Consider the following 25277-nt stretch of genomic DNA (forward strand, 5'->3'; position numbering starts at 1 on the left):
TGACCGACAGTGTATGCCGTGGCGTCCGGGTTGAGGGGGCGGGCCCGGATCACGGCAGGGCGCCCCAGGGATATTCGAGTTGCAGGGCGACGACGTGGGCGGTGCGGGCGCCGTAGCGCATGGCTATGGCTTGCAGCGTCTGGTCCAGGGCCTGGGCCGGTCGCTGGTCGGTGAACGGGGCCAGGTGCCAGGCCGGCGGCTGGCCGGCCGACGCTACGTCCGGAATGACGCGAACCTTGTTGCGGGTTTCGACGGCTGGCGACGCCTCCGCGAACGATACGGCCCGTGACCGGTAGGTGCGCGACCAGGCGTCGGCGGCCAGGGCCAGCGAGACTTCGTCCATGCCGGGCTGGAGTTCCACGCCGACGCGTTCCCGGTTCCAGAACGCCAGGAGGTTGCCCAGCACGGTCGTCGTGAACGCCCGGGTCTGCCTGAAGGCCTGGCTGGTATGGCGGATATCCCACGAGGCCAGGCCCAGGTCGCGGGCCACCGCTTCGGCCTTCTGCCGCCCGGCCATGGCCTCGATCAGGATCAGCATCATGGGCATCGATGCGGAAATGCCCGTGCTGGTCGCGACGCCCCGGTCCGACACCACGCGCCGGTCGGCAACGTAGGCGATCGAAGGGTGCTTGGCCAGCATGTCCTGCAGGTAGTACCAATGCGTGGTCGCGCGCTTGCCGTCCAGCAGGCCGGCCGCGGCGACGACCTTGGCGCCGGCGCACACGCCCAGGATGGTCGCGCCCTTGCGGGACTGTTCCTGAAGCCAGGCCAGTACCGCCGGATCGTCGTCGCGGCTCATGGCGGGCACGATGACGTAGTCGGCGCCCGCCGGATGCTGTGCGTCGAAGCGTGCGAGGGTGGCGTCCGCCTGGACGGTCAGTGCCGGGAAAAGCTTGACCGGCCCCGGTCCGGTTGAAAGCGATACGACGTCGGCCACGCCGGCGCGCCGCAGGATGCCGGTGGGCATCAGGTAATCGGTGGTTTCGGTGGCATCGTTGATACCTACGACCGCCACCAGCGGGCGCTTGCGCCTGGGCGGTTTCAAGGCGGCCAGCATGGCCTCCATTTCGCCTGCCGCGACCTGTGGCATGTCGGCCAGGGCGGGCGCCGGCGGCAGGCTGTATAGCCAGGCGCCCAGGCCCGCCAGCGCGAGCAGGATGAGTGCCAGCGCACCCCGGATCACATGGCGGTTGAGCATGATCGGAATTCTCCCAGCCCTAGGCATGGTCTGTCAGGTCTCAATCTACCCGCTGCGCGTCATGGCGGAAATGTCAAAAATGTATTAATTTCTGCCAATGCGCCACATCGTATTCGTCGTCTATCCGGGGTTCGAGATCCTCGATGTCTCAGGGCCGGGGGCCGTGTTCAGCGGCGCCAATCGCGCACTGGGCAGCGCCGTGCCTGCCTACGGCGTCGAGCTGGCGTCGGCGCGGGGCGGGCCGGTGGCCAGCAGCAGCGGCATCGTCGTCGAGACCCGCCCCGTCGGTGCGCTGTCCATGCTGGCGGCCGATACCTTGCTGGTCGTGGGGGCCGAGCGGGAGCCGCTGTTGCGGGCGATGGCCGATCCGGCCTTGAGGCAGGCGCTGCCACAACTGGCGGACACGGCCGGGAGATGGGGCTCGATCTGCAGCGGTGTCTTCGTCCTCGCGGCGCTGGGCCTGCTCGATGGCCGCCGCGTCGCCACGCATTGGGATGCCTGCGCGCCGCTGGCGGGGGCTTTTCCAGAGGTGGTGGTGGACCCGGACTCCCTTTACGTCGTGGACGGAAGCCTCTGGACCTCGGCCGGCGTGACGACCGGCATCGACATGACCCTGGCGATGATCGCCAGCGACCTGGGCGCGAAGATCGCCGGCGAGGTCGCGAAGCGGCTGGTGCTGTACGCGCGCCGCCCGGGGTATCAATCCCAGTTCAGTCCCGTGCTGCAGGCGCAGGCCAGGGCCGGCAGCCCCTTTGGCGACCTGATCGCCTGGATACAGGACCACCTTCGGGAGCCGCTGGACGTGCCGGCGCTGGCGGCTCGCGCGGGCCTTGCCGAACGCACCTTTCATCGCAAGTTCGTCGCGGCCACGGGGGTGACGCCGGCCCGCTACGTCGAGACCGCGCGGCTGGATGCCGCCCGCATGTTGTTGTCCCGGGGGCTGTCGTTGAAGGCGGTGGCGGTGCAGGTGGGTCTGTTCCCGGCCGCGCGTTTCACCGAAGCGTTCGAGCGCCGGTTCGGAATGTCTCCCCGATTGTTCAGGGATATGCATGCCGAAGGATGAGTCAGGTCTTCCTTGGCGGGATAGGAACAGGGCCGCCAGCGGATTGCGCCGTAATCCTGCGCGCGTTCCCGTATGACTAATAGCGGACCATGATCTGCCACTCCGCATGTATCGACGGCCGCGACGCCTCCTCGGCCTCGACCGTGACGTTCCAGGAGCAGCGTGCTTCGCCGGGCCGGGTTTCCTTCACGTCGGCCAGCGCGAACCTGGCCGACACCCGCGCCCCGGAAGGCACGGGTGCCGTGAAGCGGACCTTGTCGAAACCGTAGTTCAGCACCAGGACCGCGCCGGGAAAGGCGACGCAGCTCGCCTGCCAGCAGGTCAGCAGCGACAGCACGAGAAACCCATGCGCGATGGTCTGCCCATACGGCGACTCGGTCCGCGCGCGCGCCGGGTCCATATGGATCCACTGGGTGTCGCGCGTGACCTGCCCGAACCGGTCGATCATTTCCTGATCCACGACGATGGACTCGGACACGATTGCCGGTTTCCCCACGAAGTTCGTCAGCGCCTGTACGGAGTCGAAGGAGACAGATGAATGGCCGGCCATGTTCAGATCCGTTCGAAGATGGCGGCGATGCCCTGGCCACCGCCTATGCACATGGTAACCAGCGCGTAGCGGCCGCCGATGCGCTGGAGTTCATGCAGGGCCTTGACGGTGATGATGGCGCCCGTCGCGCCCACCGGATGGCCCAGGGCGATGCCCGAGCCATTGGGGTTGACCTTGTCGGGATCCAGTCCAAGCTCGCGGGCGACCGCGCAGGCTTGCGCCGCGAAGGCCTCGTTGGATTCGATGACGTCGATGTCGTCCACGCGCAGCCCCGCCTTGTCCAGCACGGCGCGGGTAGCGGGGACGGGACCCATGCCCATGTAGCGCGGATCGACGCCCGCATGGGCATAGGCCACCAGCCGGGCCAGGGCGCGCGCGCCGGATGCCTGCGCGCGGGCGCGTTCCATCAGCACCAGGGCGGCGGCGCCGTCGTTGATGCCCGAGGCGTTGCCGGCCGTGACGGTGCCATCGTCCGGTGCGAAGGCGGGCCGCAGGCCGGCCAGATCGCCCAGGCTGATGTCGTGGCGGATGTGCTCGTCGTGGGCGAAGGGGGGGCTGCCCTTGCGGCCGGTTATCGTTACCGGCACGAGCTGCGAATCGAATCGCCCTTCGGTGGTCGCCCGCGCTGCGCGGCGATGGCTTTCGACGGCCAGCGCATCCTGTTCCTGGCGCGTGATGCCATATTGCCGGGCGACGTTTTCCGCCGTCATGCCCATGTGGATGCGGTGGAAGGGGTCGTGCAGCGCACCCAGCAGGGTGTCCACCATGGCGGTGTCGCCCAGGCGCGCGCCCACGCGCATGGCCTGGCTGGCATAGGGGGCGCGCGACATGCTTTCGGCGCCGCCGGCGACCGCTATGGCGCAGTCGCCAAGCAGGATGGACTGCGACGCGGACACGATGGCCTGCAGGCCCGATCCGCACAGGCGGTTGACGTTGAAGGCCGGTGTCTCCTGGCCGCAGCCGCCGTCGATGGCGGCGACGCGGGACAGGTACAGGTCGCGGGGTTCGGTATTGATGACCTGGCCGAAGCAGACGTGCTCGACCTGGGCCGGTTCGATGTTCGCGCGTGCGATGGCGGCGCGCAGGACCTCGGTGGCGAGCGTGACGGGCGCGACGTCCTTCAGGCTCTTGCCGAAGCTGCCGATGGGGGTGCGCACGCCCGACAGGACGACGACTTCTCGGGTTGTCATGGCGAGCATTCAGACGGAAGAGGGAGCGGTTTGGCGCTGCGCCTGCGCCTTGGCGATCTCGTGGCGCAGCTGGTCGAAGCCGGTGGCGGGAACGATTTCCCCCCGGCGGTCGGCCACGTCGTCCAGCCGGTGGACCAGGGCGTTGGCCGACAGCTCGGCGCCGGCCAGGCAGATGCCCTGGGTCATGGTGATGTTGGCCTGTTCGAAGCTGCCGGCGCCGGCCATCAGGATGCGGCGGGTCGGGGCGTTCTCGGTGACCAGGGCCACCAGGGCGGGGCTGACCGAGGCGGGCGACAGCATGTCCAGCGCATCCTGTTCCAGCAGGCCTTCGGTCATGGCGGTGGCGGCCGTGGGCGCCAGGCAGTTCACGTGCACGCCGTACTTCTCGCCCTCCAGGGCCAGGGTCTGCATCAGGCCGACCAGCGCCATCTTCGCCGCGCCGTAGTTGGCCTGCCCGAAGTTGCCGTACAGCCCGGAGGACGAAGTGGTCATCACGATGCGCCCGTAGTTCTGTTCGCGCATGGCGTTCCATACCGCATGGGTGCAGTGCACCGAGCCCATCAGGTGGACTTCCATGACGAGCCGGAAATCTTCCAGGCTCATCTTGGCGAAGCTCTTGTCGCGCAGGATGCCGGCGTTGTTCACCAGGATGTCGACCCGGCCCCATTGCGCCACGGCCTGCCGCACCATGGCCTGGACTTGCTGGGGATCGGTCACGTCGGCGCCGTTCGCATCGGCCTGCCCGCCGGCCGCGCGGATGGCCTCCACGACGCCCTGGGCCTCGGAGCCGGGCCGGTCGGCGCCCATGTCGTTGACCAGGACTCTGGCGCCGTGGCGGGCGAGTTCGAGCGCGTGGGAGCGGCCCAGGCCGCGGCCGGCTCCGGTGACGATGGCGATGCGGCCTTGCAGAAGTTGTGTCATGGGTTCTCTGTACGGTCGATTTGTCAGGACGCCAGGGGCGCGGCCGCCTTGGCGTGTGTACGGATGATGCCGGCGCGCTCCAGTTCGGCGATGGACGCTTCGTCCAGGCCGGCCCGCGCCAGCACGGCGTGGGTGCCTTCGCCCAGGGCGGGTGCGCCGGCAGGGCTGGGCCCGCCGTCCTGGTCGAAGTGGAAACCGATACCCCGGGTCCGTACTTCGCCGCCGCCCTGGTGGAAGCGGTAGTCCGGCAGGTTAACGCAGCCGGTGGCGTCGGTCTCGTCCAGGAATTCCTCCAGCTTTCTTACCCGCGCCGCGGGCACGCCGGCCTGGCTCAGCTGTTCCTCGAGCGGGGCCGCGCCGCGGGCGGCGAAGGCCTGCCGCAGGCGCTGCGCGACATACTCGCGGTCGTTCGGCACGACGAAGCCGTTGGGCGCATTGAAAGCGGCAAGGTCCAGCGCCCGCGCGTCGCCGCACAGTTCCTCGACCCCGAGGACCGCGGCCAGCTTGCGGAACTGGGCGGGCGTGTTGGCGGCCACCGCCAGCCAGCCGTCCGCGCATCGATAGGTGTCGGCCGCAGGGCTGCCCGTGTAGCCGCGATTGCCGACGCGGCGCGTGGGGGTGCCGTCGCTGAGGTAGGCGCAGGTGTTGGTGTACATCAGCATCAGGGAAGCCTGCACCATGGAGGCGTCGATGTACTGGCCGGTGCCGTCGCGCGACCGGCGGTGCAATGCCGAGACGATGGACAGCGCGCCCAGCATGCCGACGGCCACGTCGATGACGGGAAAACCGACCTTGAGCGGCGGCGCATCGCTGCCTTCGCCCGACATCATCATCATGCCGGTCAGGGCCTGCACGACGTGGTCGTAGGCGCCGCGCTGCGACCAGTCGCCTTGCTGGCCGAAGCCCGAGATGGAGCAGTAGACGATGTCCGGCCTGACCGCCTGGATCGAGGCGTAGTCCAGCCCGTGGCGCGCCACCACGCCGGGACGGAAGTTCTCGATGAACACATCGGCCGAGGCGGCCAGGGTCCGCAACAGCCCGGCGCCTTGGGCCGTCCGGATGTCCAGCGCCAGCGACTGTTTGCCGGCGTTCAGCGCGGCGAAGCCGGTGGGCGTATCGGTGTCGGCTCCTTCCTTCATCGAACGCAGGACCTCGCCCGCCATGGGCGGCTCCACCTTGATGACCTCGGCGCCCAGCTGCGCGAGGTAGAACGAGGCCAGGGGGCCGGCGATCACGTGCGACAGATCCAGCACGCGCACGCCTTCGAGTGGCTTGGACATGAAACCTTCCCGTTCAGCCGGCGGTGATGCCGGTCAGTTTGATGATGTCGGCCCACTTGCGGTATTCGTCGCGCACGAAGGCCGCGTCGGCTCGCGGGCTGGCGCTCTGGATCACGCGGTTGCCGGTCGCCTCGAACATGCCCCGGACCGACGGCTCCTTGAGCGCCGCCGTGGCCGCGGCAAAGAGCTTGTCCACTGCAACGGCGGGCGATTTCCCGGGCAGCCAGATGCCGAACCAGAACTCCTGCACCGCCAGGTCGCTGTGCAGCAGGTCGTACAGCGGGGGAACGCCGGGCAACTCGGCCAGCGGCTCGCGGCTGGTCACGGCCAGGGCGCGCAGCTTGCCGCTCTTGACCTGGGGAATGGCGGTGCCCGCAATGGTGAAGGCGAAGTCGGTGTCGCCGCGCTGGAGCGAGATGGGGATCTCGACCGAACCCTTGAACGGCACGTGCACGGCCTCGGCCTTCAACAGCGTCACGAAGGTGGCGCCGCCCAGGTGCGCGCCCGAACCGATGCCGCCCGAGGCGTAGTTCAGCTTCCTGGAACTGGCGCGCAGGGCGTCAACCAGGTCTTGCAGGCCGTGGTAGGGCGAGTTCGCGGCCACGACCAGCACGGTAGGGGAAGTAGCGATGGCGGTGACCGGCACGAAATCGTTGACTGGATCGAACATCAGGCTGGGCTGCAAGGCCTTCTGGATCAGGTGCGAGTTCGAGCCCATCAGCGCCGTGTAGCCGTCGGCCGGGGCCTGCGCGACGTGCTGGGCGGCCAGCACGCCGCCCGCGCCGACCTTGTTGTCGACCACGATGGGCTGGCCCAGCGCGGCGCCCAGCAAGGGACCGAACTGCCGCATCATGATGTCGGGGCCGCCGCCGGCCGCGTAGGGCACGACGATGCGCACCGCTTTCGAGGGGTAGGCGGGCGCGGCCCGGGCAGCACGGTCGAGCATCAGTCCGGCGCCCAGGGCGCCCAGGCAGAAGGTGCGGCGTTCCATGTCGTCTCCTTGTGATGCTTGGTATGGGAATGCGTGAAGGATAGCGAACTGCGGTAAATAGAAAAGGAATATATTTTCATAGAGTGATAACTTTATGTTTGATGTCTGCGGAGAAGCGAAGTGATCGAACCCGACCATCTGGTGGCCAAGCTGCGCTTTCGCCACCTGCGTCTGTTGAAGGAGGTGCAGGCCACGGGCAGCCTGCGCGCGGCAGGCCAGTCGCTCAACCTGACGCAGCCGGCCATCAGCAAGGCGCTGACCGAGATCGAGGGCGCCTTCGGCTTCCCCTTGTTCGTGCGCACGGCGCGCGGCCTGACGCCCACCGAGCAGGGCAGCGTGGTGCTGCGCGGCGCCACCTTGCTGCTGGAAGAGCTGCACCACCTGCGCAGCGAGGCGGTGGCGGTCGATCGCTTCATGGCCCAGGTGCGGATAGGCGCGCCGCCGTTCCTGGCGCAGACCTACATGCCGGGCGTGGTCGAACGGCTGGTGAAACAGGGGCCGCCCGTACGCGTGCAATTGCTGGAAGATCGCGTGCCCGCGCTGATCGACACGCTGGCCCGGGGCGAACTCGACGCGCTGGTCACTACCTTTCCGGTACAGATGCTGGAGTCCGATGCCGATGCCTTCGAGTACATCAAACTGTTCGAGGTGCAGTTCGCCGTAGTCGCGTCTCCGGACCACCCGCTGGCGCGCAAGCGGCGCGTCGAGTGGGCGCGCTTGTCGCAGGAGCCGTGGGTGATGCCGGTGGAAGGCTCGATGGGCCGCAAGCTGATCGAGGACTGCTTCACCCACGCCGGGGTGACGGTGCCCGTGCCGGTGATCGAATCGACCAGCCCGACGACCAGCGTCCAGTTCGTGGGCGCCGGCCTGGGCATAGGCATCGTGCCGGACGTGGCGCTGCTTCATCACAGCGCGTTGCGCTCGGGCTCGGTCAAGCAGATAAGCGTCGTGCCCGAACCTCCGGCCAGCGTGGTGGCGCTGATCGTTCGCAAGGGGCCGGCGAATCCCCGGGTGGCGTTGTTGAAGGAGGCGTTGGCGTTGTAGGGCGCGGCGGCCGTGCGTGGCCCATCGGGCCGGTCACACCTTGATGTCGGCCGCCTTGACGGTTGCCGCCCAGGACGCCACGTCCTTGGCCACCAGGTCCGCGAAGGCCTCGGGAGACGACGACCGGGGCTCCAGGCCTTCTTTCGCGAATTGCGCGCGCAGCGAGGGCTCCCGAAGCGCCTCGACCAGGTGGGTGTTCAGGTAACGGACGACCGGGTCGGGCGTACCCGCGGGCGCCGACAGTCCGTGCCATAGCGTTTCGGCGAATCCCGGCACGCCTGCTTCCTGCGCGGTGGGAATGCCGGGGAGCAGGGCACTGCGGCTGGCGGTGGAGACGCACAGCGCGTTCAGGCGCCCGTCGCGGACGTAGGGGGTGACCGATGCCGCGCTGGCCAGCATGAACTGGATGCGGTTGGCCATCATGTCCGTCAACGCCAGTCCGGTGCTGCGGTACGGCACGTGCGCGACCGAGATGCCAGCCTTTTGCGCGAACAGTTCGGTGGCGAGATGGGTGGAAGAGCCGCTGCCCGAGCTGGCGTAGTTGAGGCTGCCGGGCTTCTTGCGGGCCGCCTGGATCAGGTCGGAAAGACGGGTGAAACCCGTCTGCTTGCTAGTCACCAGCAGCCAGGGGCCCGAGGCGATGAGCCCGATGGCGCGCGTGTCCTTGACCACGTCGTAGCTCAGTTGCATGACGGCGCCATTGGATGCGTGCGAGGTCGAAAGCAGCACCAGCGTGTAGCCGTCGGGTTGAGCGCGCACCACGGTTTCCAGTCCGATCGCGCCGCCCGCGCCGCCACGGTTTTCCACCACGACGCTGACGCCGGTTCGTTCGCTCAGGCCGCGCGCCACGACGCGTCCCAGCACGTCGGAGCCGCCACCAGGGGCATAGGGCACGACCAGGCGTATCGGCCGCTCGGGATAGCCGGACGCGGCCCACGCCGGGCGCAGGGAGGTACCGGCTGCCAGGGCCAGCGAGGTCGACAGGAAATGGCGTCGTTCATTCATGGTTCTTCTCCTCCAAGTATGCGTCAAGCGAAGCTGGGGTCCAGCAGAGAAAGCGCGACGTCGCGTGCGGGGTTGTCACGCATGATGGCTTCGTCCAGGGCGATGCCCAGGCCGGCACCGGTTCCTGCGTGGAAATGGCCGCCGCGCAGCAGCGGCGCGTGGCCGATGACACCGGTCTCGAACAGCGGTGATTCGGCGAACTGCTGTTCCACCGCTTCCGTGATGCCCAGCGCGGCGCATACGTGCACGGTGTGGGCGTGGGCCACGGGGCCCGACGGGTTGTGCGGCGACACGCCCGCGCCATGTCCCGCCGCGAGCCCTGCGATGCGCGCGAACTCGGCGTATCCGCCGCAGTACTTGATGTCGGGCATGATGACGTCGTAGAGCCCTTGCGCCAGGAAAGGCAGCGCGCCGGCCACGCCGACGATATTCTCGGCGCCCGCCAGTTGCATGCCCGCGTGGTTCGCATGCGTGCGCAGCATGCGGATGGTTTCGTGCCATTGCGCCGACTCGGGAACCGGGCACTCCAGCCAGTGCAGGCGCGCGTCGCCCAGTCCGTCGATCAGGCGCCGCGCGGCATTGCCGTCCAGCCGCCAGTGGCAATCCACCATCAGCGGCAGCTCAGGCCCGATCGCGGCGCGTACCGCATGAATGCGTTCCAGGGTGGCGTCGATCTCGGCATGGCCCGCGGGAGAAGAGGCCGTCTCCGGCGTGACCGCGTCGAACGGCATGATCTTGATGCCCTGGAACCCCGCCTCGGCCGCCGCCTTGCAGGCAAGTGCGAAGCCCTCCGGAGTACGGGTCTTGACGCTGCGGTTGACGGTCGCATAGGACCGCAGCGGCGTTCTGTCCGTGTCGCCCCACAGGTCGCAGATGGGCAGGCCCAGATATTGGCCCGCCAGGTCCAGGCAGGCCTGGTCCAGCGCACTGATCACGGCGTTGGCGGCACGCCCGGCGGGCAGGCCGGGATAGGCCTTGAGCAGGCCCCGCACGCCGTCCAGGGGCAGGCTGCGGATCGTGGGCAACAGCTGGGAAAGAATGGCCCCCATGCTATCTTCGTGCGCACGCAAGGTCAGTTCCCCCCAACCGCAGCGCCCATCGTCCATGACGAGTTTCAGGAAGCACCAGTTCGATCTCGGCGCGACGCCGACCCGGTGCAGGCTGGCATCCACGATGCCGCACGATATGCCCGCGGGCGGGGTGTTTTGCATGATTGAATGGCTGCGCATGCCGTGAGATCCTTTGCTGTGATGGCATCGATGTGCGGCGAGGTGGATGACCTCGTTCCGTCAGAGCAGTCTCATCGACCGCATAGGTCGGGTCAACGTGGATTCGCCGAATCAACGCATGGAAAACGACACATCAACGAAAAGAGTCCAGACGCCGCTGATCGGATCGAAGGAAGCCGCGCGCTTGCTCGGGATCTCCCTGCGCACGCTGTACTCCTACGTCAGTCGCGGGAAGATCGGCCGCTTCCTCGATCCGGAAACCGGCGACAGCCTGTACAACCAGGCGGAGGTGATGGAATATGCGCGGCGCCGTGATCGTGGCCGCAGCGCGGGCAGCGCCGCGCGCGCGTCGCTCAGCTTCGGGCTGCCCGTGCTGGACAGCCATATCTGTGCGATCAAGGCGGGCAGGCCGTGGTTCCGCGGTATCGATGCCCTTGGTTTCAGCCAGGCGGGCACGCTGGAGGAAACAGCGGCGCTGCTGTGGGGGGTGAGCGATCTACCCCGGGTGGACGTGGCCGATGCGTCGGACTTCCTGGATGGGACCGGACAGCCTTTCGTACAGCGCTTCAACCAATGGCTGCTGATGAGCATGGGCAGGCTGGCCAGCCGCGAAGCCATGGACCACGACCAGCAACTGCTGCACGCCTGCCGCATCCTGCGCGCGGGCGCATCCATCGCGGTCGGCCGCGAACTGGGCGGCGCCAGCGTGCACGAAGCCATGGCTGACGCCTGGCGGGCGCCGGCAGGCGCGGCGGACATCCTCCGGCGCGCGCTTGTGCTGCACGCCGATCATGAGCTGAATCCGTCCAGTTTCGTCCTGCGCTGCGTCGCATCGACCATGGCTTCGCCGTATGCCGCCACGCTTGCCGGTTGCTGCGCGGCCAGCGGCGTCAAGCATGCGAATTTCTCGGGCGTGCTGGCCTTGATCCAGGCCGTATTGCACGGCGAGGACCCCGTCGCGTTGACCGGGCGTGGCGCCGCCGGCGGTCAGGCGTTGCCGGGGTTCAACCATCCGCTCTATCCCAAGGGCGATCCCCGGGCCAGGCTGATCCTGGACGATCTGCGTACCGTGGCGCCGGCGCAAGGCATGGCGCGCATCGACGCGCTGCTGGAGGCCGCGCGGTCCGGGCATGGGCAGTTGCCCAAGAACGATTTCGCGCTGGCGGCGGTCCAGCTCATGCTGGAGCTGCCGGCCGATGCGTGCGAACGCATCTTCGTGGTGAGCCGATCGGTGGGCTGGAACGCCCATGCTCTCGAGCAGTACAGCTCGGCGCTGCTCATCCGGCCCCGGGCGCGTTACGTGCCCGATTGAGGCAGCGGCGGTGGCGCACGCCGGGCCTTCAGCGTGCGCTCCACTGATAGCGCCAGGCTGAGCAGGCGCGCGTCGTCGCCCGGCCGGGCAAGCAGATCCAGTCCGACAGGCAGGCCGGCGGGCGCGCCCGCACCGGCGGGCGTGAATCCGGCAGGCAGGTCGATGGCGGGCAGGCCCAGCGCCGAGGCGAAGATGCCGTTCCTCTCGGGCCGCGGGGCATCTCCCACGGCGAGCGGCGGACGCTTCTGCGCGGGATAGACCATGGCGTCCAGGGCCTGCGAAGCCATCATGGACAGCAGCTTGTGTCTCAAGGCGTCGCGGTACCGCAAGGCCTCGAGATACTCGGGAGAGGCCATAGGGTCTCCCCACGCAAGCGCCTGTTTCAGGAACTTGTCCATGGTGGCCGCCGGATACCGCCCGGCCTCGACATAGGTCCGCAATGAAGCCGGACCCGCGCCGGCGGGCAGGCCGGCCAGGTAGCGTTCGAACAACGGTCCGAATTCATGATTGGCGACGTTCAGCCGCTTACTGCTGAGATCGGAGTCGAATTCGGCGTCGTCGATTTCCACGATTTCCGCGCCCGCCGATCTCAACAGTTCCAAGGCGGTGTGCATGACCGTATTGACGGACTCGTGCTCGGGGCCCTTGCCGAACAGGCTGGTTAGTACGCCAAGGCGCTTGCCCGCCAGCGGGGCGGGTACCAACGGCGTATCCTGCCCGGTGCCCGCCATGACGGCCAGCAGCCTGGCCGCGTCATCCACCGACCGGCAGATCGGGCCCACCACGTCCATCGACGAGGATTGCGGAATGGTGCCTTGCCGGCTGACCCGCCCTGGCGTGCTCCTTATCGCCACGACACCTGCCGAGCTGGCCGCGTTGCGCAGAGAATTGACCGTCTCGGTGCCCAGCGCGCACAGGCTCATGCCCGTTGTCACGGCAACGGCAGAGCCCCCGCTGGATCCCGCGGCGAAGCGGGACGGATCATAGGCATTAAGCGTCTGTCCGCCCAGGGAGCTGATGGTGCTGCCCGATACCGCGAGTTCATCGAGGTTCGTCTTGCCCACGACCAGCGCGCCAGCCTCGCGCAGGCGACGCAGCGCGTCGGCATCCTCGCGGGCCAGGTTCTCGCGCATCAGCGTCGAGCCGCCGGTCGTAGGCATGCCCCGGACGTCGATATTGTCCTTCACGGCAAGCGGTATGCAATGCAGGGGGAGCACGGTGCCGTCCCGCCGCAGCCGATCCAGCTTCGCGGCTTCCTGAAGCAGGTTCGGATCGACGGCAAGAAACGCTTTCAGCGTGGGATCCTGCCGCGCGATGGCATCCTGCGACGCGCGGGCGATGTCCACGCAACTGAGCCGTCCGGCCGCCTGCGCGTCCAGCGCCTCGGCGATGCTCAGCGTTGCCACGTCGAGCCCGGGTGCGGGGCTTGCGCAGGCGGGCAGGGCGGGCAATGCGAGCGTGCATGCCAACGTTGTCTTGATTCGGCGGTTCATCGCCATGGCGGTTCTCCTCATTCCTGGATCGAGGCGATGATGGGCTCCGCCAGGCACATCGTCCAGGTTGATTCGCCGAAGCAACGTTCACCCCGCCACAGCTTCCTCTTCTTTGTCCCGCGCCGCCTTCCTGTCCATCAGCAAACTATGCAGCATCTCCGTCGACAACCCGTGCAGCACCAGCCGGTATCCCGCCCGCAAGGTGGACATGGGCACCAGCGGATGCTTGTTGTTGACCAGGATGAGATGCTCCGGCGCACCCATCAGCTTGGCGGCGTAGATGCCTATGGTCTCGTCCAGCTGCAGCGAGTTGGCGGCACGCCAGAAGTCGTTGTCGGTCAGCATGAGCTGGTACAGCGGCGTGAACAGTTCGATCGCGCTTTGCAGGTCCAGGAAGTTCAGCCGCGTGCGAGGCATGTCCTCCAGCCGCAGGCCCGGGTCGCGGATCATGGAGAAGTCCACGCGGGCCGGCGGATGCATCTCGACGCCGGCGTCGCGCAGGGCCTGGTTCAGGAGGATGACGAAGTTGAACAGGTTCAGGTCGTGCTTGACGAACAAGTCGTCCTTCAGGTCGTCGATGTTGCGCGGCTCCAGCGGCGTGGTCGTGATCGGCACCGGCGAGTTGGCCGCGATGAAGGCCAGGATCTGCGCGCCCAGGTGGAAGTGCCGCAGGATCAGCCAGTTGGCTTCGGGCGAGACGAAGCGCGTCAGCCCCCACGCCAGCACGCGATGCAGCAGCCGGGAATGCGACCAATTGCGGGGCAGGAAGATCTTCAGCACCTGGATCAGGATGATGAAGCCGCGTGCGAGGGGGCGCAGCAGGGGCAGCAGGTACTGGCGCGAGTTGCTGCTGGAATCGGTCAGCCAGCTTTTCTTGACCGCGTCGGGCAGGGGCGTGCTGCGGTCCAGGTACAGGGCCAGCCAGGGATTGGGATCGGCGGGGTCGTGCGCCTGGGCCAGGAAGTCGGGCGGGGCTTTTTTCATATGGCCTCATCCTCCATGACGTGGTGGAATTGCAGCAGGTACAGGGCCGCGGTGTGGCGGGCGGTGTCGATGATGCGTTGCGCGGCGTGGCCGTCGGGGTCGCAGTCCAGGGCCAGTTCGACGGCGGCCAGCCAGCGGGCCAGGTGGTTTTCGTCGTTGTGGCCGTGGTATTCCAGGAAGCGGTAGGTGTCCGGCGGCAGCGACAGGCTGGCCTTCAAGAGGGGTAACAGGGCGGGGATGATGCGCTGGCCGGTGCCTTCGATGATGTAGATGGCGCCCAGCAGGCCGATCGGGTCGCGCGTGGCGGCCAGGCCGTGCAGGTAGGCGTTCAAGGCTTCGCCGCCGGGATTGCGGCGCAGGGCGTCCAGATCGGAGATCCGTCCGCCCGCGTTCAGGTAGTCCTGGAACAGGATCTTGAAGTCGTTCTGCTCTTCGCCCGCGTGGGTCTCGATCAAGGCCGCCAGGGGCTGGTAGTCGGGCCCCAGCGAGGCCACGCCCTCGCGCATCCATTTGCTGCCTTCGCGGACCTGGGGAATCCAGTTTTCCATCCAGTTCAGGTAGTCGGCGGCCTGGAAGCGGCGGGTGCGTAGCTTATGCACGACGGGGGTGCGCCAGACGCGCGAGCGGTAGTCGTGCCAGATGGAGGCCAGTTCGGTCAGCAGCGGTCCCAGTTCCGGTGATGCGGTGGCCGCGTCGTGGGGCGGGGCGATGAGGTCGGTATCGGGCGTGTCGGCTACGCGTGCCACGGGCGGGGTGACGGCCGCGGCGGGTACGGCATCCAGGCTTTCCACTTCCCATAGCATGTAGGCGGTGGTGAAGCGTCCGGACTCGGGGATGTAGCAAAGGATTTGCTGGCCCGGTTCGACGGCGCGTGTTTCCAGGAATTCGGCCAGCATGATCAGGATGGACGCGGCGCCGGTGTTGCCGCGCCAGGCCAGGTTGCTGTACCAGCGCTCGTGCGGGATCTCCAGGCCGGCTTTCTCCAGCAGGTCCTTGACCACGGGAATGAATTTCTCGGACGAGTAGTGGCACAGGAAGTGGTCGATCCGGTCGGACCGGACCCAGCCGTCCCGGACGAGCCGGGCATATTCGTGGATGCCGATGTCGAACAGGTGGGGCAGCAGGCGGATGTCCTGGCGCAGCGCCAGCGCGCCGTCGGCTTCGGCCTCGGTCCACGAGGGGTAGTCCAGGTGCGCGCGTTCGCGGTCCGCCGACAGGCCCAGTTGCATGCACACCGGATAGTCGCCGGAGAACGAGCGCTGGTGCACCCATTTCAGCTTCAGGCGCACGCCTTGCGAGGCCCCGGGCAGCGCCGATCCTGTGTTGCCCAGCAGCAGCGCGCCGGCGCCGTCCGACAGCATCCAGCGCAGGAAGTGGGAGTCGAAGTCGGCGTCGTAGCCGCGGGCGCTGAAGCGCGACCGCTTGAACAGCCGCGACGGCAGTTCGCTGGCCACGGCCAGGGCGCGATCGTGGCCGCCCATTTCCACGGCCTGGGCGGCGGCCTGGATGGCCGAGACGCCAGCGGCGCAGATGCCGTGCACCGACAGGGTCTCCATGGGGTGGGCGGCCAGTTCGCCCTGGATCATGTTGGCGAAGCCGGGCATCAGGGCATCCCCGCCCGAGCTACCGCTGGCCAGCAGCGATACGTCGGCCAGCCGGGCGTCGGTGCGCCGCAGGCAGTCCAGGATGGCCTGGACGGCCATCCTGGCGTTGCTGTACACGGTGGCGCCCTCGGGGTCGATGGCGTAGTAGCGCTGCTTGATGCCGTTCTCGGCCAGGATGCGCTGCTTGATGCGTCCGGAGATGCGGTTCAGGGGTGCGATGTAGCGGTCCAGTTCGTCGTTGGACACCGGCTGGCCGGGCATGAAGTAGCCGGCGCTTTGCAGGTAGACGCGGTCGAAGGCGATGGGCATGGGGGTCTCTTGAAGGGCGCGGCGGCCTAGCGTGGCGTGGCCCGCGTCATCACGGGCCGCGAGCGAAAGCGCGCGCTGAAGGTGCCCAGGATGAAGACGCGGAACATGTAGGGCGCAAGGCCGCGCTCGTTCAGCGCGGCCGGTACGCGGTGCCGGTAGCGCCGGTGGTGCAGGCGGGTCAGTTCGGACCAGTGGGCGCGCGAGTGTTCGTGATGGGCGGTGTGCAGGCCGATGTTGAACAGCAGTGGGTTGACCAGTCCTTCGAAATTGCGGGCATAGCCCAGCGTGCGGCCGCGCGCGGGGCCGCCGTCGGCGTGCGCGTGTTGCAGGTAATTGGTCGCCAGCAGCCAGTGCAGGCCATGCAATTGCGGCACGATCACGAACAGCAGGGCCTTGGCCGGGTTCAGCGCCAGCAGCCCGGCCCACAGGCCCAGCCAGGCGGCGTACTGAGCCATGCAATAACGCCAGGCGCCGGGTCGGTGGCGGTACAGGCGGCCCAGCCAGCGGACGAAGGTGGGGTAGAGCACCCACACCGCCTGCGCCGGGTGGAGAAGGTAGCCCCACAGGTGATTGGTGTCGCCGCCGAAGCGATAGGTGCGGGCGATGTCCCGGGGGCCGTGCCGATGGCGATGGTGGTTGGCCACGTGCGCGGGATAGAACACGAAGGTGGGATGCCCTTGCAGCAGCGTGATCCAGAAATCGGTGGCGCGGTTGGCCCAGCGGCCGTGCCACATCCGCACGTGGGTGTGGTTGTGATGGATGACGCCCGTGCCCAGGGTCAGGAACAGCATCAACGCGTAGAGCGGCAGCGAAAAACCGTGGCGCCATTGCCAGGCGGCAAGCGCAGGCAGGGCGGCCAGGTACAGCAGGCTCTGCCAGTCGCGGCGGTTGCGCAGCGCGGGCAGGAAGGGGCGTCCGCTACTCATGGGCGGCCGCGGTCCGGCGTTCGTGGGCCTTCAACAGGAGCGCCGCCGCGTCGGCCTGCAGGCGCGTGCGGAACAGGCGGTCCATGAAGGTGAACTGGAACCCGTAGTTCCCGTTGAAGCAGGCATGATGCAGATGATGCCGGCGGCTGGCGGCGAACCAATGGGCGTAGGACACCTGGGGGAAGAAGTCGTAGTTGGCGTGGCCGATGCAGTTGAAGAACAGGCTGAACAGCGGCACCGAGGCCAGCGACCAGAAGCTGAAGTCGTGCACCACCATGGGCAGCAGGATCACGTTGCCCAGCATCAGCGCCTCGACCGGATGAAAGCTGTAGGTCGAGAACGGCGTGGTGACGATGGAGCGGTGGTGGGGCAGGTGGAAGCGGCGCAGCAGTTTCGTGTGGAGCAGGCGGTGGTTGATCCAGAAGTGCACGTCGTTCCAGGCCACCAGGGCCAGGATCTCCAGCGCGATCTTCCCGCCGCTGGCGGCGGGATCCAGCCGGGCCCAGCCGAGTTGCAGCAGGCCCCACGGAAAGATCATGCCCGTGCCGAACAGCAGGATGGACATGCCCGACTGCAGCCACTCGCGGCGCAACTGGCCCGGCGCGAGCGGGCGGGGGTCCAGCGGGCGCCCCAGGCCCAGTGCGGGCAAGAGGCGGCGGGTAAGCAGCCAGGTCGCGGCGCCGAACAGCAGGTAGATACCACCGAAGAACAGCAGGCCTGCCAGCATGACCTGCAATGCCGATAGCTCCTGGAAGGCTTGGCCCATGGATTGTTGTCGTTGTGATGCCGGGAACGGCCCCTATGATAAGCAATCCGCCAGGCGGATCGCGGCCCCGGGGCGGGGTGTCGATTGCACTCTTCAGACGAATTCATTACAAAATGTTTGCCGCGCCGGCGGCAGGCGTGGTTTTCGTTGCCGTGCGGCGATCGGCAACTCGACTCGACGGCACGCCGGGCCTTGTTCCTGGCGGGATATATTAAAATCCCATGACTCGCCGCACGCCTTCGCGCCGTGAATATTTCAGCGAGCGGCATCTTCCAGGCAACACAAGGAGCACCCAGGGCTCTTGTCGCATACCGGTTACGTGGAGCGTCTCCCATGTCAGCTTCCCCTGAAGAACACCGCCCCTTATCCAGGGCACAGCGGATCCGGCTTTGCCGGTCCGCCCCCAGGCGGGCCCACGCCCCCCTGGGGGGCAGCCGCGGAGCGGTTGGGGGCTCAACATGCGGGGCGCGCGTCAGCGCGTAGGGGAAGGCCCCATGTCCGCTGCAATCAGGATCCTGCAGGGAAAGTTCGGGCGCGTTGCGCTGCTCGACATGAACATGCTTCTCGTGTCGCATGCGCATCACCATTGCCACGTGTTGATCAAGGCCTTCGGCGCGGACACGTATTTCTCGGTGCGTGGCCAGCCGCAGCCCCTGACGGACGACAGCGCGGTCCTGATCAACGCCTGGGAGCCGCATTCATACAGCCATAACGGCGCGGAAGTGCAGCGCACGGTCATCCTGGCGCTGTACATCGAACCCGGCTGGCTGGCCGGCATCCAGCAGGCGCTGACGGTCAGCGCCCATCCCCATTTCTTCCAGCAGCCGTGCGTCGCGCTGCCGCCCGCGGCGCGCAAGCTGGCCGATGCGCTGGCGCGGGACATGTTGCTGATGGCGGAGCTGCCGTCCGGCCAGTTGGAAGAGCGTCTGTTCGAACTGATGATCGCCACCATCGAGCATCATTCCGAGTGGCGCAGCTACCAGTCGCTGTTGGGCACTCTGCGGCAGCATCACGGCGACGTGCGCATCCGCAAGGCCATCAGCCGCATGCGCGAGAACATCGGGCAGTCGGTGGACATGGACGTGCTGGCGGCCGAGTGCGGATTGTCGCGGGCGCATTTCTTCGAGCTGTTCCGCAAGACGACCAAGCTGACGCCGCGCGTGTACGCCAACGTGCTGCGCATGGAGGCGGCCATCACCGCGCTGACCGCGGGCGAGACGCCCATCGCCGATCTGGCCTACGACATGGGCTTTTCCGCGCCCGGCCACTTTACCCGCTTCTTCCGCGAGCATCTGGGCACCACGCCCACCGAGTACCGCCGCGTGGTGGACCTGCTCGAACCCGCCAAGGACGGGCGCTGACGGCCGGCCCGCGGGCCGCTTTCCCGTCGGAAAACCGAAAAATCAGACTCCATGGTAAGTGAGCCGATGCGGCGGTAACGGCCGCGGGCAGGGTGCCGCTTATCTTTCTCCTCGCGCAGACCGCCTGTAGGCGGCATGCAGGAAACAGGAGGAAGAGACATGGAGTGCTTGCATGAGTGACGCGAGCGTTCTGCCCACGGCACAGGCGCCGTTCGTCGGGCGGCGGCAGGAGCGGGTCGAGGACACGGCGCTGCTGTCGGGGCGCGGTGCCTATGGCGACGACCTGCCGGTCAAGCCGGGCACGCTGCACGCCGCGATCCTGAGGTCGCCCCATGCCCACGCCCAGGTGCTGCGCATCGACGCGGGCGCCGCCGAGGCCCATCCGGGCGTCCGGGCGGTGCTGACGGGCGCCGACGTGAAGCGCTGGTCGCAGCCTTTCGTCGTGGGCGTGAAGTCGCCCATGGAGCACTGGTCGCTGGCCCAGGATCGCGTGCGCTACGTGGGCGAACCGGTCGCCGTCGTGGTGGCCGAGGACCGCTATGTCGCCGAGGACGCGCTGGAATTGATACGCGTCGACTACGACGTGCTGCCGGTGGCCGTGGAGATCGAGGCGGCCATCGCCGAGGATGCGCCGGTGCTGCATCCGGCGGTGGGCAGCAACGTCGTCAGCGACCGCAGTTTCAGCTATGGCGAACCGGACGCCGCCTTCGCCGCGGCCGAACACCGCGTCGGGCTGACGGTCCTCTATCCGCGCAATTCCTGCACGCCCATCGAGGGGGCGGTGGTGATCGCCGAACACCTGGCGGGCGACGACGGCTATGAGGTCAGTTCCAATTTCATGGGACCGTTCTCGCTGCATTCGGTCATGGCGCTGGCGCTGAAGATTCCCGGCACGCGCCTGCGCCACAAGCTGCCGCGCGACTCGGGCGGCAGCTTCGGCGTGAAGCAGAGCGTGTTTCCCTACGTGGTGCTGATGTGCCTGGCGTCCCGCAAGGCGGGCGCGCCGGTGAAGTGGGTGGAGGACCGCCTGGAGCACCTGGTGGCCGCGACCTCGGCCACGTCCCGCCTGTGCACGATCGAAGCGGCCGTGGACGGCGAGGGCCGGATCAGCGCGCTGTCCTACGACCAGTTCGATGACGTGGGCGGCTATCTGCGCGCCCCCGAGCCGGCCACGTTCTATCGCATGCACGGCTGCCTGACGGGCGCCTATGCGATTCCCAACCTGAAGGTGCGCAACCGCGTGGTGCTGACCAATCGCACGCCCGCCGGATTGGTGCGCGGCTTCGGCGGGCCTCAGGTGTATTTCGCGCTGGAGCGCCTGGTGCAGCGCATCGCGCAGCAACTGGGGATCGATCCGCTGGCGGTGTACCGGCGCAATTTCGTGCAGCCGGGGGCGTTTCCGTACCGGGCCGCGGCCGGCGCCTTGCTGGACTCCGGTAACTACCCGCTGGCGGTCGAGATGGCCGAGCGCGAAGGCGGGCTGGACGAACTGCTGCAACGGCGCGACGCCGCCCGGGCCGAGGGCCGGCTGTACGGCATCGGCTATGCCGCGATCGTGGAGCCGTCCATCTCCAACATGGGCTACATCAGCACGGTCATGACGGCGGAACAGCGCGCCAAGGCCGGTCCCAAGAACGGCGCCACCGCCAGCGCCACCGTCAGCATCGATCCGCTGGGCGGGGTGTCGGTGGTCGTCGCTTCCTCGCCAGCCGGGCAAGGGCATATGACCGTGTGCGCGCAGGTCGTCGCGGACGTGTTCGGCCTCGTGCCGGAGCAGGTGGCCGTGAACGTGGACTTCGACACGCAGAAGGATGCGTGGTCGGTGGCCGCGGGCAATTATTCCAGCCGCTTCGCCGGCGCCGTGGCGGGCACCGTGCATCTGGCGGCCAGCCGTCTGCGCGAGAAGGTCGCGCGCATCGTGGCCCATCAGCTGAAGTGCGATCCGGCCGACGTGGTGTTCGCCGGCGGCAAGGTGGGCCTGCCGGACAGGATGCTGGCGTTCGCGCGCGCGGCCAGCAGCGCGCACTGGGCGCCGGGGCAACTGCCGGAGGGGGAGTCGCCGGGGCTGCGGGTGACCGAGTTCTGGACGCCGCCCCAGCTGACGGCGCCGGACGAGCAGGACCGCGTCAACACTTCCGCGGCCTACGGATTCGCCTTCGACATCTGCGCGGTCGAGATCGACCGCGATACCGGGCGCGTACGCATCGATCGCTACGTCACCACGCACGACGCGGGCAAGCTGCTCAACCCGGCGCTGGCGGACGGCCAGATCCGCGGCGCCTTCGCGCAGGGATTGGGTGCCGCGCTCATGGAGGAATTCCGCTACGCGGGCGACGGCAGTTTCCAGTCCGGTACCTTCGCCGACTATCTGGTGCCGACCACCTGCGAGGTGCCGGACCCCGTCATCGTCCATCTGGAAACGCCGTCGCCGTTCACGCCGCTGGGCGCCAAGGGCCTGGGCGAGGGCAACAACATGAGCACGCCGGTGTGCGTGGCCAATGCCGTCGCCGATGCCCTGGCGCCGATCCGGGGCGCCTGCGACGTCAGGCTGCCGCTGACGCCGCTCAAGGTCATGGAGCTGATCGGGTTCGACGATCCGCCGCCCAGTGCCGGCGCGGAGGCGGCCTCCGCGCCGCCCGCAAGCCCCGCCACGCCGGGCGGCTCGGGCAAGGCCTTGTCCGCCACGGGCAGCGTGCAGATCGCCGCGACGCCCGAGGTCGTCTTCAACGTGCTGCTCGATCCGCAGGCGCTGGCCAAGGTGGTGCCGGGCTGCCATTCGCTGGAGGCGATAGGCGAGAACCGCTATCGCGCCGACGTGACGGTGGGCGTGGGCATGATCAAGGCCCGCTATGCGGCGGAGATCGCGCTGTCGGAACTCGATCCGCCGCATTCCCTGCGCCTGGCTGGCTCGGGCAGTTCGTCGCTGGGCGCGGCGCGCGGCAGCGGCAAGGTGCGGCTCGAGCCCGACGAGGGCGGCACGCGCCTTCTTTACGACTACAGCGCCGAGGTCAGCGGCAAGGTGGCCGCCGTGGGCAGCCGCATGCTGGAAGGGGCGGCCAAGATCGTGCTCGCGCAATTGTTTGAACAACTGGGCCGGCAGGCCAGCGGGCAACCGGCCCGGGCCGGATCGCGCGGCTGGTGGCGCAAGGTGCTGGCGCTGTTCGGATGGAGGGGGGCGGCATGAAGCCGGCGGCTTTCGATTACGTGCGCCTGGAGGACGAGGCGCAGGCCTGCGACCTGCTGGCGCGACATGGCGACGAGGCCCGCATCCTGGCGGGCGGGCAGTCGCTGATCACGGTGCTGAACATGCGCCTGGCGCAGCCGTCGGTGCTGCTGGATGTCTCGCGCTGCGAGGCGCTGGACTACGTGAAGGTGGCGGGCCGGATGCTGGAGGTGGGGGCCGCGGCCACCCAGGCCAGCGTGGAGTGGCGGCCGGACCTGGCCGCGGAGGTGCCGCTGCTGGCCTGTGCGTTTCCCTACATCTCGCATTTCCAGGTACGCAACCGGGGCACCGTGTGCGGTTCGGTCGCGCATGCCGACCCCAGCGCGGAACTGCCGTTGTGCCTGGCGCTGCTGGGCGGTGAAGTGGTGCTGTCGTCCCGGCGAGGCCGCCGGACCCTGGCGGCCCGGGATTTCTTCCAGGGCATGCTCACCACCGCACGAGCCGGCGACGAACTGATCGCCTGCGTGCGCTATCCGCTGCGCGTGGCCGGCACGGGCTACGCGTTCGAGGAGTTCTCGCTGCGCCACGGCGATTTCGCCATCGCCGCCTGCGCGGCCGCCGTCAGCAGGGACGCCATACGCCTGGGCGTGGGCGGCGTGGCGGATCGGCCGACCGTGGTGCAGTGGCCGCGCCTGCCGAAGCCGGAACTGGAAACCGCCATCAATGATTTCGCCTGGACGCTGGGCGCGCAGGACGACGCGCACGCCAGCGCCGCCTACCGCCGGCGGCTGGTGCGGCAACTGGCGGCCCGCGCCATCGCGACCGCCGCGTCGCGGACGCAAGGAGACACGCAATGAGCGCGGAAAAGACCCATCGCATCCGCTGCACGCTGAACGGCCGGCAGCGCGAGGGTACGGCCGAGAGCCGCATGCTGCTGTCGGATTTCCTGCGGCACGAACTGGGCGCCACCGGCACCCACGTGGGGTGCGAACACGGGGTGTGCGGTGCCTGCACCGTGCGCATCGACGGCGTGGCCGGCCGCTCATGCCTGACGCTGGCCGTGCAGGTGGACGGCCGCCAGGTGGACACGGTGGAGGGCCTGGCGTGCGAGGGCGAACCGAGCGACCTGCAACAGGCCTTCCGTCGGCACCACGCGCTGCAATGCGGCTTCTGCACGGCGGGCATCCTGATGTCGTGCGACGACTTCCTGGAACGCGTGCCGGACCCGACCGAGCAGCAGGTGCGGGACATGCTTTCGGGGCACCTGTGCCGGTGCACGGGCTACACGCCCATCGTGCGGGCCGTCCTGGACGTGGCCGCCTCGCGCAACAAGAACACATAGGAGGCATCTGATGCTGGATTTGGGACGTACATTCCTGCAGAGCGTGGAGCGCAACCCGGACGCGATCGCGGCCGTGGAAGGCGATACCCGCCTGACCTACGCCGCATGGCTGGAGCAGATCCTGCGCGTCGCGCAAGGGTTGGACGAACTGGGGCTGGAACACGGCGATCATCTGCTGGTGGTGTTGCAGAACCGCCTGGAAATGGCCACGCTGCACTGGGCCTGCCAGTTCCTGGGGGTGATCGTCACGCCCTTGAACTGGCGCGCCAAGCCCGAGGAAATCGACTATTGCCTGATCGATGCCGCGGCCAGGGGCATCGTCTACGAAGAAGTCAGCGCCGAGGCCGTGGCGCAGTCGGCCGAGGCCTCGAAGGTGCCGCGCATCGTGGTCGGCGCGGACGATGCGGCGACCCACGCGTACGCCGGCCTGCTGGCCGCCCGGCCCTGGACGGCCGGCCCGCGGGCCGCGGCGGATGACATCTCGCTGATGCTCTACACGTCGGGGACGACCGGCAAGCCCAAGGGCGTGCCGCGCCGCCATCGCCAGGAGCGGGCGGCCGCGCTGGGCCACGTGGCGCAGAACCAGTACGGAATAGGCGAGTGCACGCTGGGCGTGATGCCGCTCTACCACACCATGGGGGTGCGCTCGCTGCTGGCCATGGCGCTGGTGGACGGGTGCTTCGTGTGCCTGCCGCGCTTTGCGCCTGCCACCGCGCTGGCCCTGATCCAGCACGAGCGGGTCAGCAACCTGTATCTGGTGCCGACGCTGTATCACGACCTGCTGGCGCACGCGGATTTCGCAGGCACCGACATCTCCAGCGTCCGCAAGCTCGGCTTCGCCGGAGCACCCATGCATGACGCGCTGCTGCTGCGCCTGGACGAAGCCTTCCAGCCCGAGCTGTTCGTCAATCACTACGGCAGCTCCGAGGTCTACACCATGGCCGTCAACCCCGATGCGCGCCGCAAGCCAGGCAGCGCGGGGCGCGCGGGCATCAACACGCGCCTGCGCCTGGTAAGGCTGGAGACGACAGATCCCGACGACCTGGCGCCGCGCGGAACGGAAGGGCAGATCATCGCCGACCTGGCTGGCGACGAGGCGTTCGAGGGCTATTGGAACCGGCCCGATGCCAACGCCAAGTCGCTGCAGGGCGGCTGGTACTTCACCGGCGACACGGGCTACCTGGACGAGGACGGCGAGCTGCACGTGACCGGGCGCGTGGACGACATGATCATCAGCGGCGGCGAGAACATCTCGCCAGTCGACATCGAGTCGGTGCTGTCCCTGCATCCCGGCGTGGACGAGGTGGCCGTGGCGGGCCTGCGCGACGAGCGCTGGGGCCAGCGCGTCGTCGCCTTCATCAAGCGCAAGGACGCTGTCGACGGCGAAGCGCTGGACGCGTATTGCCGGGGCACCGATCTGGCCAATTTCAAGCGTCCGCGGGAATACGTCTTCGTCAGCGAGATTCCCAAGTCCCCGGTGGGGAAGATCCTGCGCCGCAAGCTGACGGCCGGCGAGTTCGACCCGGACCGTTCCTGATTCCGAAAT

21 protein-coding genes are annotated in these 25277 nt (G+C 68.4%); 8 read left to right on the plus strand and 13 right to left on the minus strand.

Going from position 1 to position 25277, the window contains the following annotated elements; all coding sequences use genetic code 11:
- Positions 1 to 49: 49 nt before the first annotated feature.
- Positions 50 to 1198: a DJ-1/PfpI family protein gene (locus WKR98_RS16010; RefSeq protein WP_341434084.1), complete on the minus strand. Its 1149-nt coding sequence runs from the start codon at positions 1196 to 1198 to the stop codon at positions 50 to 52.
- 97 nt (positions 1199 to 1295) lie between these two features.
- Here WKR98_RS16010 and WKR98_RS16015 point away from each other — a divergent pair, with 97 nt between their 5' ends.
- On the plus strand, positions 1296 to 2261 hold the full coding sequence (locus tag WKR98_RS16015) for a GlxA family transcriptional regulator (RefSeq protein WP_341434085.1): 966 nt from the start codon (positions 1296 to 1298) through the stop codon (positions 2259 to 2261).
- 76 nt (positions 2262 to 2337) lie between these two features.
- Here the strand turns inward: WKR98_RS16015 and WKR98_RS16020 are convergent, their stop codons facing one another.
- From WKR98_RS16020 to WKR98_RS16040, 5 genes are read right to left on the minus strand one after another with little or no spacing between them, the layout of a single operon-like run.
- A complete protein-coding gene (locus WKR98_RS16020) occupies positions 2338 to 2811 on the minus strand; it encodes a MaoC family dehydratase (RefSeq protein ID WP_341434086.1) in 474 nt (157 codons plus the stop codon).
- 2 nt (positions 2812 to 2813) lie between these two features.
- Complete coding sequence (locus WKR98_RS16025) at positions 2814 to 4001, minus strand: acetyl-CoA C-acyltransferase family protein (protein ID WP_341434087.1); 1188 nt, start codon at positions 3999 to 4001, stop codon at positions 2814 to 2816.
- Between the two features lie 9 nt (positions 4002 to 4010).
- Positions 4011 to 4922, minus strand: coding sequence for an SDR family NAD(P)-dependent oxidoreductase (locus WKR98_RS16030; RefSeq protein ID WP_341434088.1), 912 nt, complete (start codon positions 4920 to 4922; stop codon positions 4011 to 4013).
- A 23-nt stretch (positions 4923 to 4945) separates the two neighbouring features.
- Entirely contained in the window at positions 4946 to 6202 is a 1257-nt protein-coding gene (locus tag WKR98_RS16035) for a CaiB/BaiF CoA transferase family protein (RefSeq protein WP_341434089.1), read from the minus strand.
- 13 nt (positions 6203 to 6215) lie between these two features.
- Positions 6216 to 7193 (minus strand): Bug family tripartite tricarboxylate transporter substrate binding protein, encoded by a 978-nt coding sequence (locus tag WKR98_RS16040; protein ID WP_341434090.1) that lies wholly within the window; start codon positions 7191 to 7193, stop codon positions 6216 to 6218.
- Between the two features lie 120 nt (positions 7194 to 7313).
- On the opposite strand from WKR98_RS16040, the gene WKR98_RS16045 reads away from it, so the two are divergent.
- Entirely contained in the window at positions 7314 to 8237 is a 924-nt protein-coding gene (locus WKR98_RS16045; RefSeq protein ID WP_341434091.1) for a LysR family transcriptional regulator, read from the plus strand.
- 33 nt (positions 8238 to 8270) lie between these two features.
- Here the strand turns inward: WKR98_RS16045 and WKR98_RS16050 are convergent, their stop codons facing one another.
- Together WKR98_RS16050 and WKR98_RS16055 are read right to left on the minus strand one after the other, a co-directional pair.
- Positions 8271 to 9242, minus strand: a complete 972-nt coding sequence (locus WKR98_RS16050) for a Bug family tripartite tricarboxylate transporter substrate binding protein (protein WP_341434092.1) — start codon at positions 9240 to 9242, stop codon at positions 8271 to 8273.
- 23 nt (positions 9243 to 9265) lie between these two features.
- Entirely contained in the window at positions 9266 to 10471 is a 1206-nt protein-coding gene (locus WKR98_RS16055) for a mandelate racemase/muconate lactonizing enzyme family protein (RefSeq protein WP_341434093.1), read from the minus strand.
- Positions 10472 to 10517: 46 nt separating this feature from the next.
- Here WKR98_RS16055 and WKR98_RS16060 point away from each other — a divergent pair, with 46 nt between their 5' ends.
- Positions 10518 to 11783: a citrate synthase family protein gene (locus tag WKR98_RS16060; RefSeq protein ID WP_341434094.1), complete on the plus strand. Its 1266-nt coding sequence runs from the start codon at positions 10518 to 10520 to the stop codon at positions 11781 to 11783.
- Here the strand turns inward: WKR98_RS16060 and WKR98_RS16065 are convergent.
- The 5 genes from WKR98_RS16065 to WKR98_RS16085 form a co-directional block, all read right to left on the minus strand.
- The gene (locus WKR98_RS16065; protein ID WP_341434095.1) at positions 11768 to 13282 is read right to left on the minus strand and encodes an amidase; all 1515 of its coding nucleotides are present in this window, start codon (positions 13280 to 13282) and stop codon (positions 11768 to 11770) included. The two genes, WKR98_RS16060 and WKR98_RS16065, sit on opposite strands and share 16 nt — an antisense overlap.
- A gap of 81 nt (positions 13283 to 13363) precedes the next feature.
- Positions 13364 to 14260: a DUF6999 family protein gene (locus WKR98_RS16070; RefSeq protein ID WP_341434096.1), complete on the minus strand. Its 897-nt coding sequence runs from the start codon at positions 14258 to 14260 to the stop codon at positions 13364 to 13366.
- Positions 14257 to 16173, minus strand: coding sequence for an iron-containing redox enzyme family protein (locus WKR98_RS16075; RefSeq protein ID WP_341434097.1), 1917 nt, complete (start codon positions 16171 to 16173; stop codon positions 14257 to 14259). The genes WKR98_RS16070 and WKR98_RS16075 overlap by 4 nt, the downstream gene beginning before the upstream one ends.
- A gap of 26 nt (positions 16174 to 16199) precedes the next feature.
- Positions 16200 to 17099 carry a fatty acid desaturase gene (locus tag WKR98_RS16080; RefSeq protein ID WP_341434098.1) on the minus strand — a complete coding sequence of 300 codons (900 nt, stop codon included), beginning with the start codon at positions 17097 to 17099 and terminating at the stop codon, positions 16200 to 16202.
- Entirely contained in the window at positions 17092 to 17865 is a 774-nt protein-coding gene (locus tag WKR98_RS16085; protein ID WP_341434099.1) for a sterol desaturase family protein, read from the minus strand. Before WKR98_RS16085 ends, WKR98_RS16080 begins: the two co-directional genes overlap by 8 nt.
- A gap of 494 nt (positions 17866 to 18359) precedes the next feature.
- On the opposite strand from WKR98_RS16085, the gene WKR98_RS16090 reads away from it, so the two are divergent.
- From WKR98_RS16090 to WKR98_RS16110, 5 genes are all read left to right on the plus strand, one after another.
- Complete coding sequence (locus WKR98_RS16090) at positions 18360 to 19226, plus strand: AraC family transcriptional regulator (protein ID WP_124689678.1); 867 nt, start codon at positions 18360 to 18362, stop codon at positions 19224 to 19226.
- 172 nt (positions 19227 to 19398) lie between these two features.
- Positions 19399 to 22410, plus strand: coding sequence for a xanthine dehydrogenase family protein molybdopterin-binding subunit (locus tag WKR98_RS16095; RefSeq protein ID WP_341434100.1), 3012 nt, complete (start codon positions 19399 to 19401; stop codon positions 22408 to 22410).
- The gene (locus WKR98_RS16100; RefSeq protein WP_341434101.1) at positions 22407 to 23246 is read left to right on the plus strand and encodes an FAD binding domain-containing protein; all 840 of its coding nucleotides are present in this window, start codon (positions 22407 to 22409) and stop codon (positions 23244 to 23246) included. Before WKR98_RS16095 ends, WKR98_RS16100 begins: the two co-directional genes overlap by 4 nt.
- A complete protein-coding gene (locus WKR98_RS16105) occupies positions 23243 to 23731 on the plus strand; it encodes a (2Fe-2S)-binding protein (RefSeq protein WP_341434102.1) in 489 nt (162 codons plus the stop codon). Before WKR98_RS16100 ends, WKR98_RS16105 begins: the two co-directional genes overlap by 4 nt.
- Positions 23732 to 23741: 10 nt before the next feature.
- Positions 23742 to 25268, plus strand: coding sequence for an AMP-binding protein (locus WKR98_RS16110; protein WP_341434103.1), 1527 nt, complete (start codon positions 23742 to 23744; stop codon positions 25266 to 25268).
- The last annotated feature ends 9 nt before the right edge of the window (positions 25269 to 25277 follow it).

The organism is Pigmentiphaga sp. YJ18, from assembly GCF_038066655.1.
Lineage (GTDB): Bacteria > Pseudomonadota > Gammaproteobacteria > Burkholderiales > Burkholderiaceae_B > Pigmentiphaga.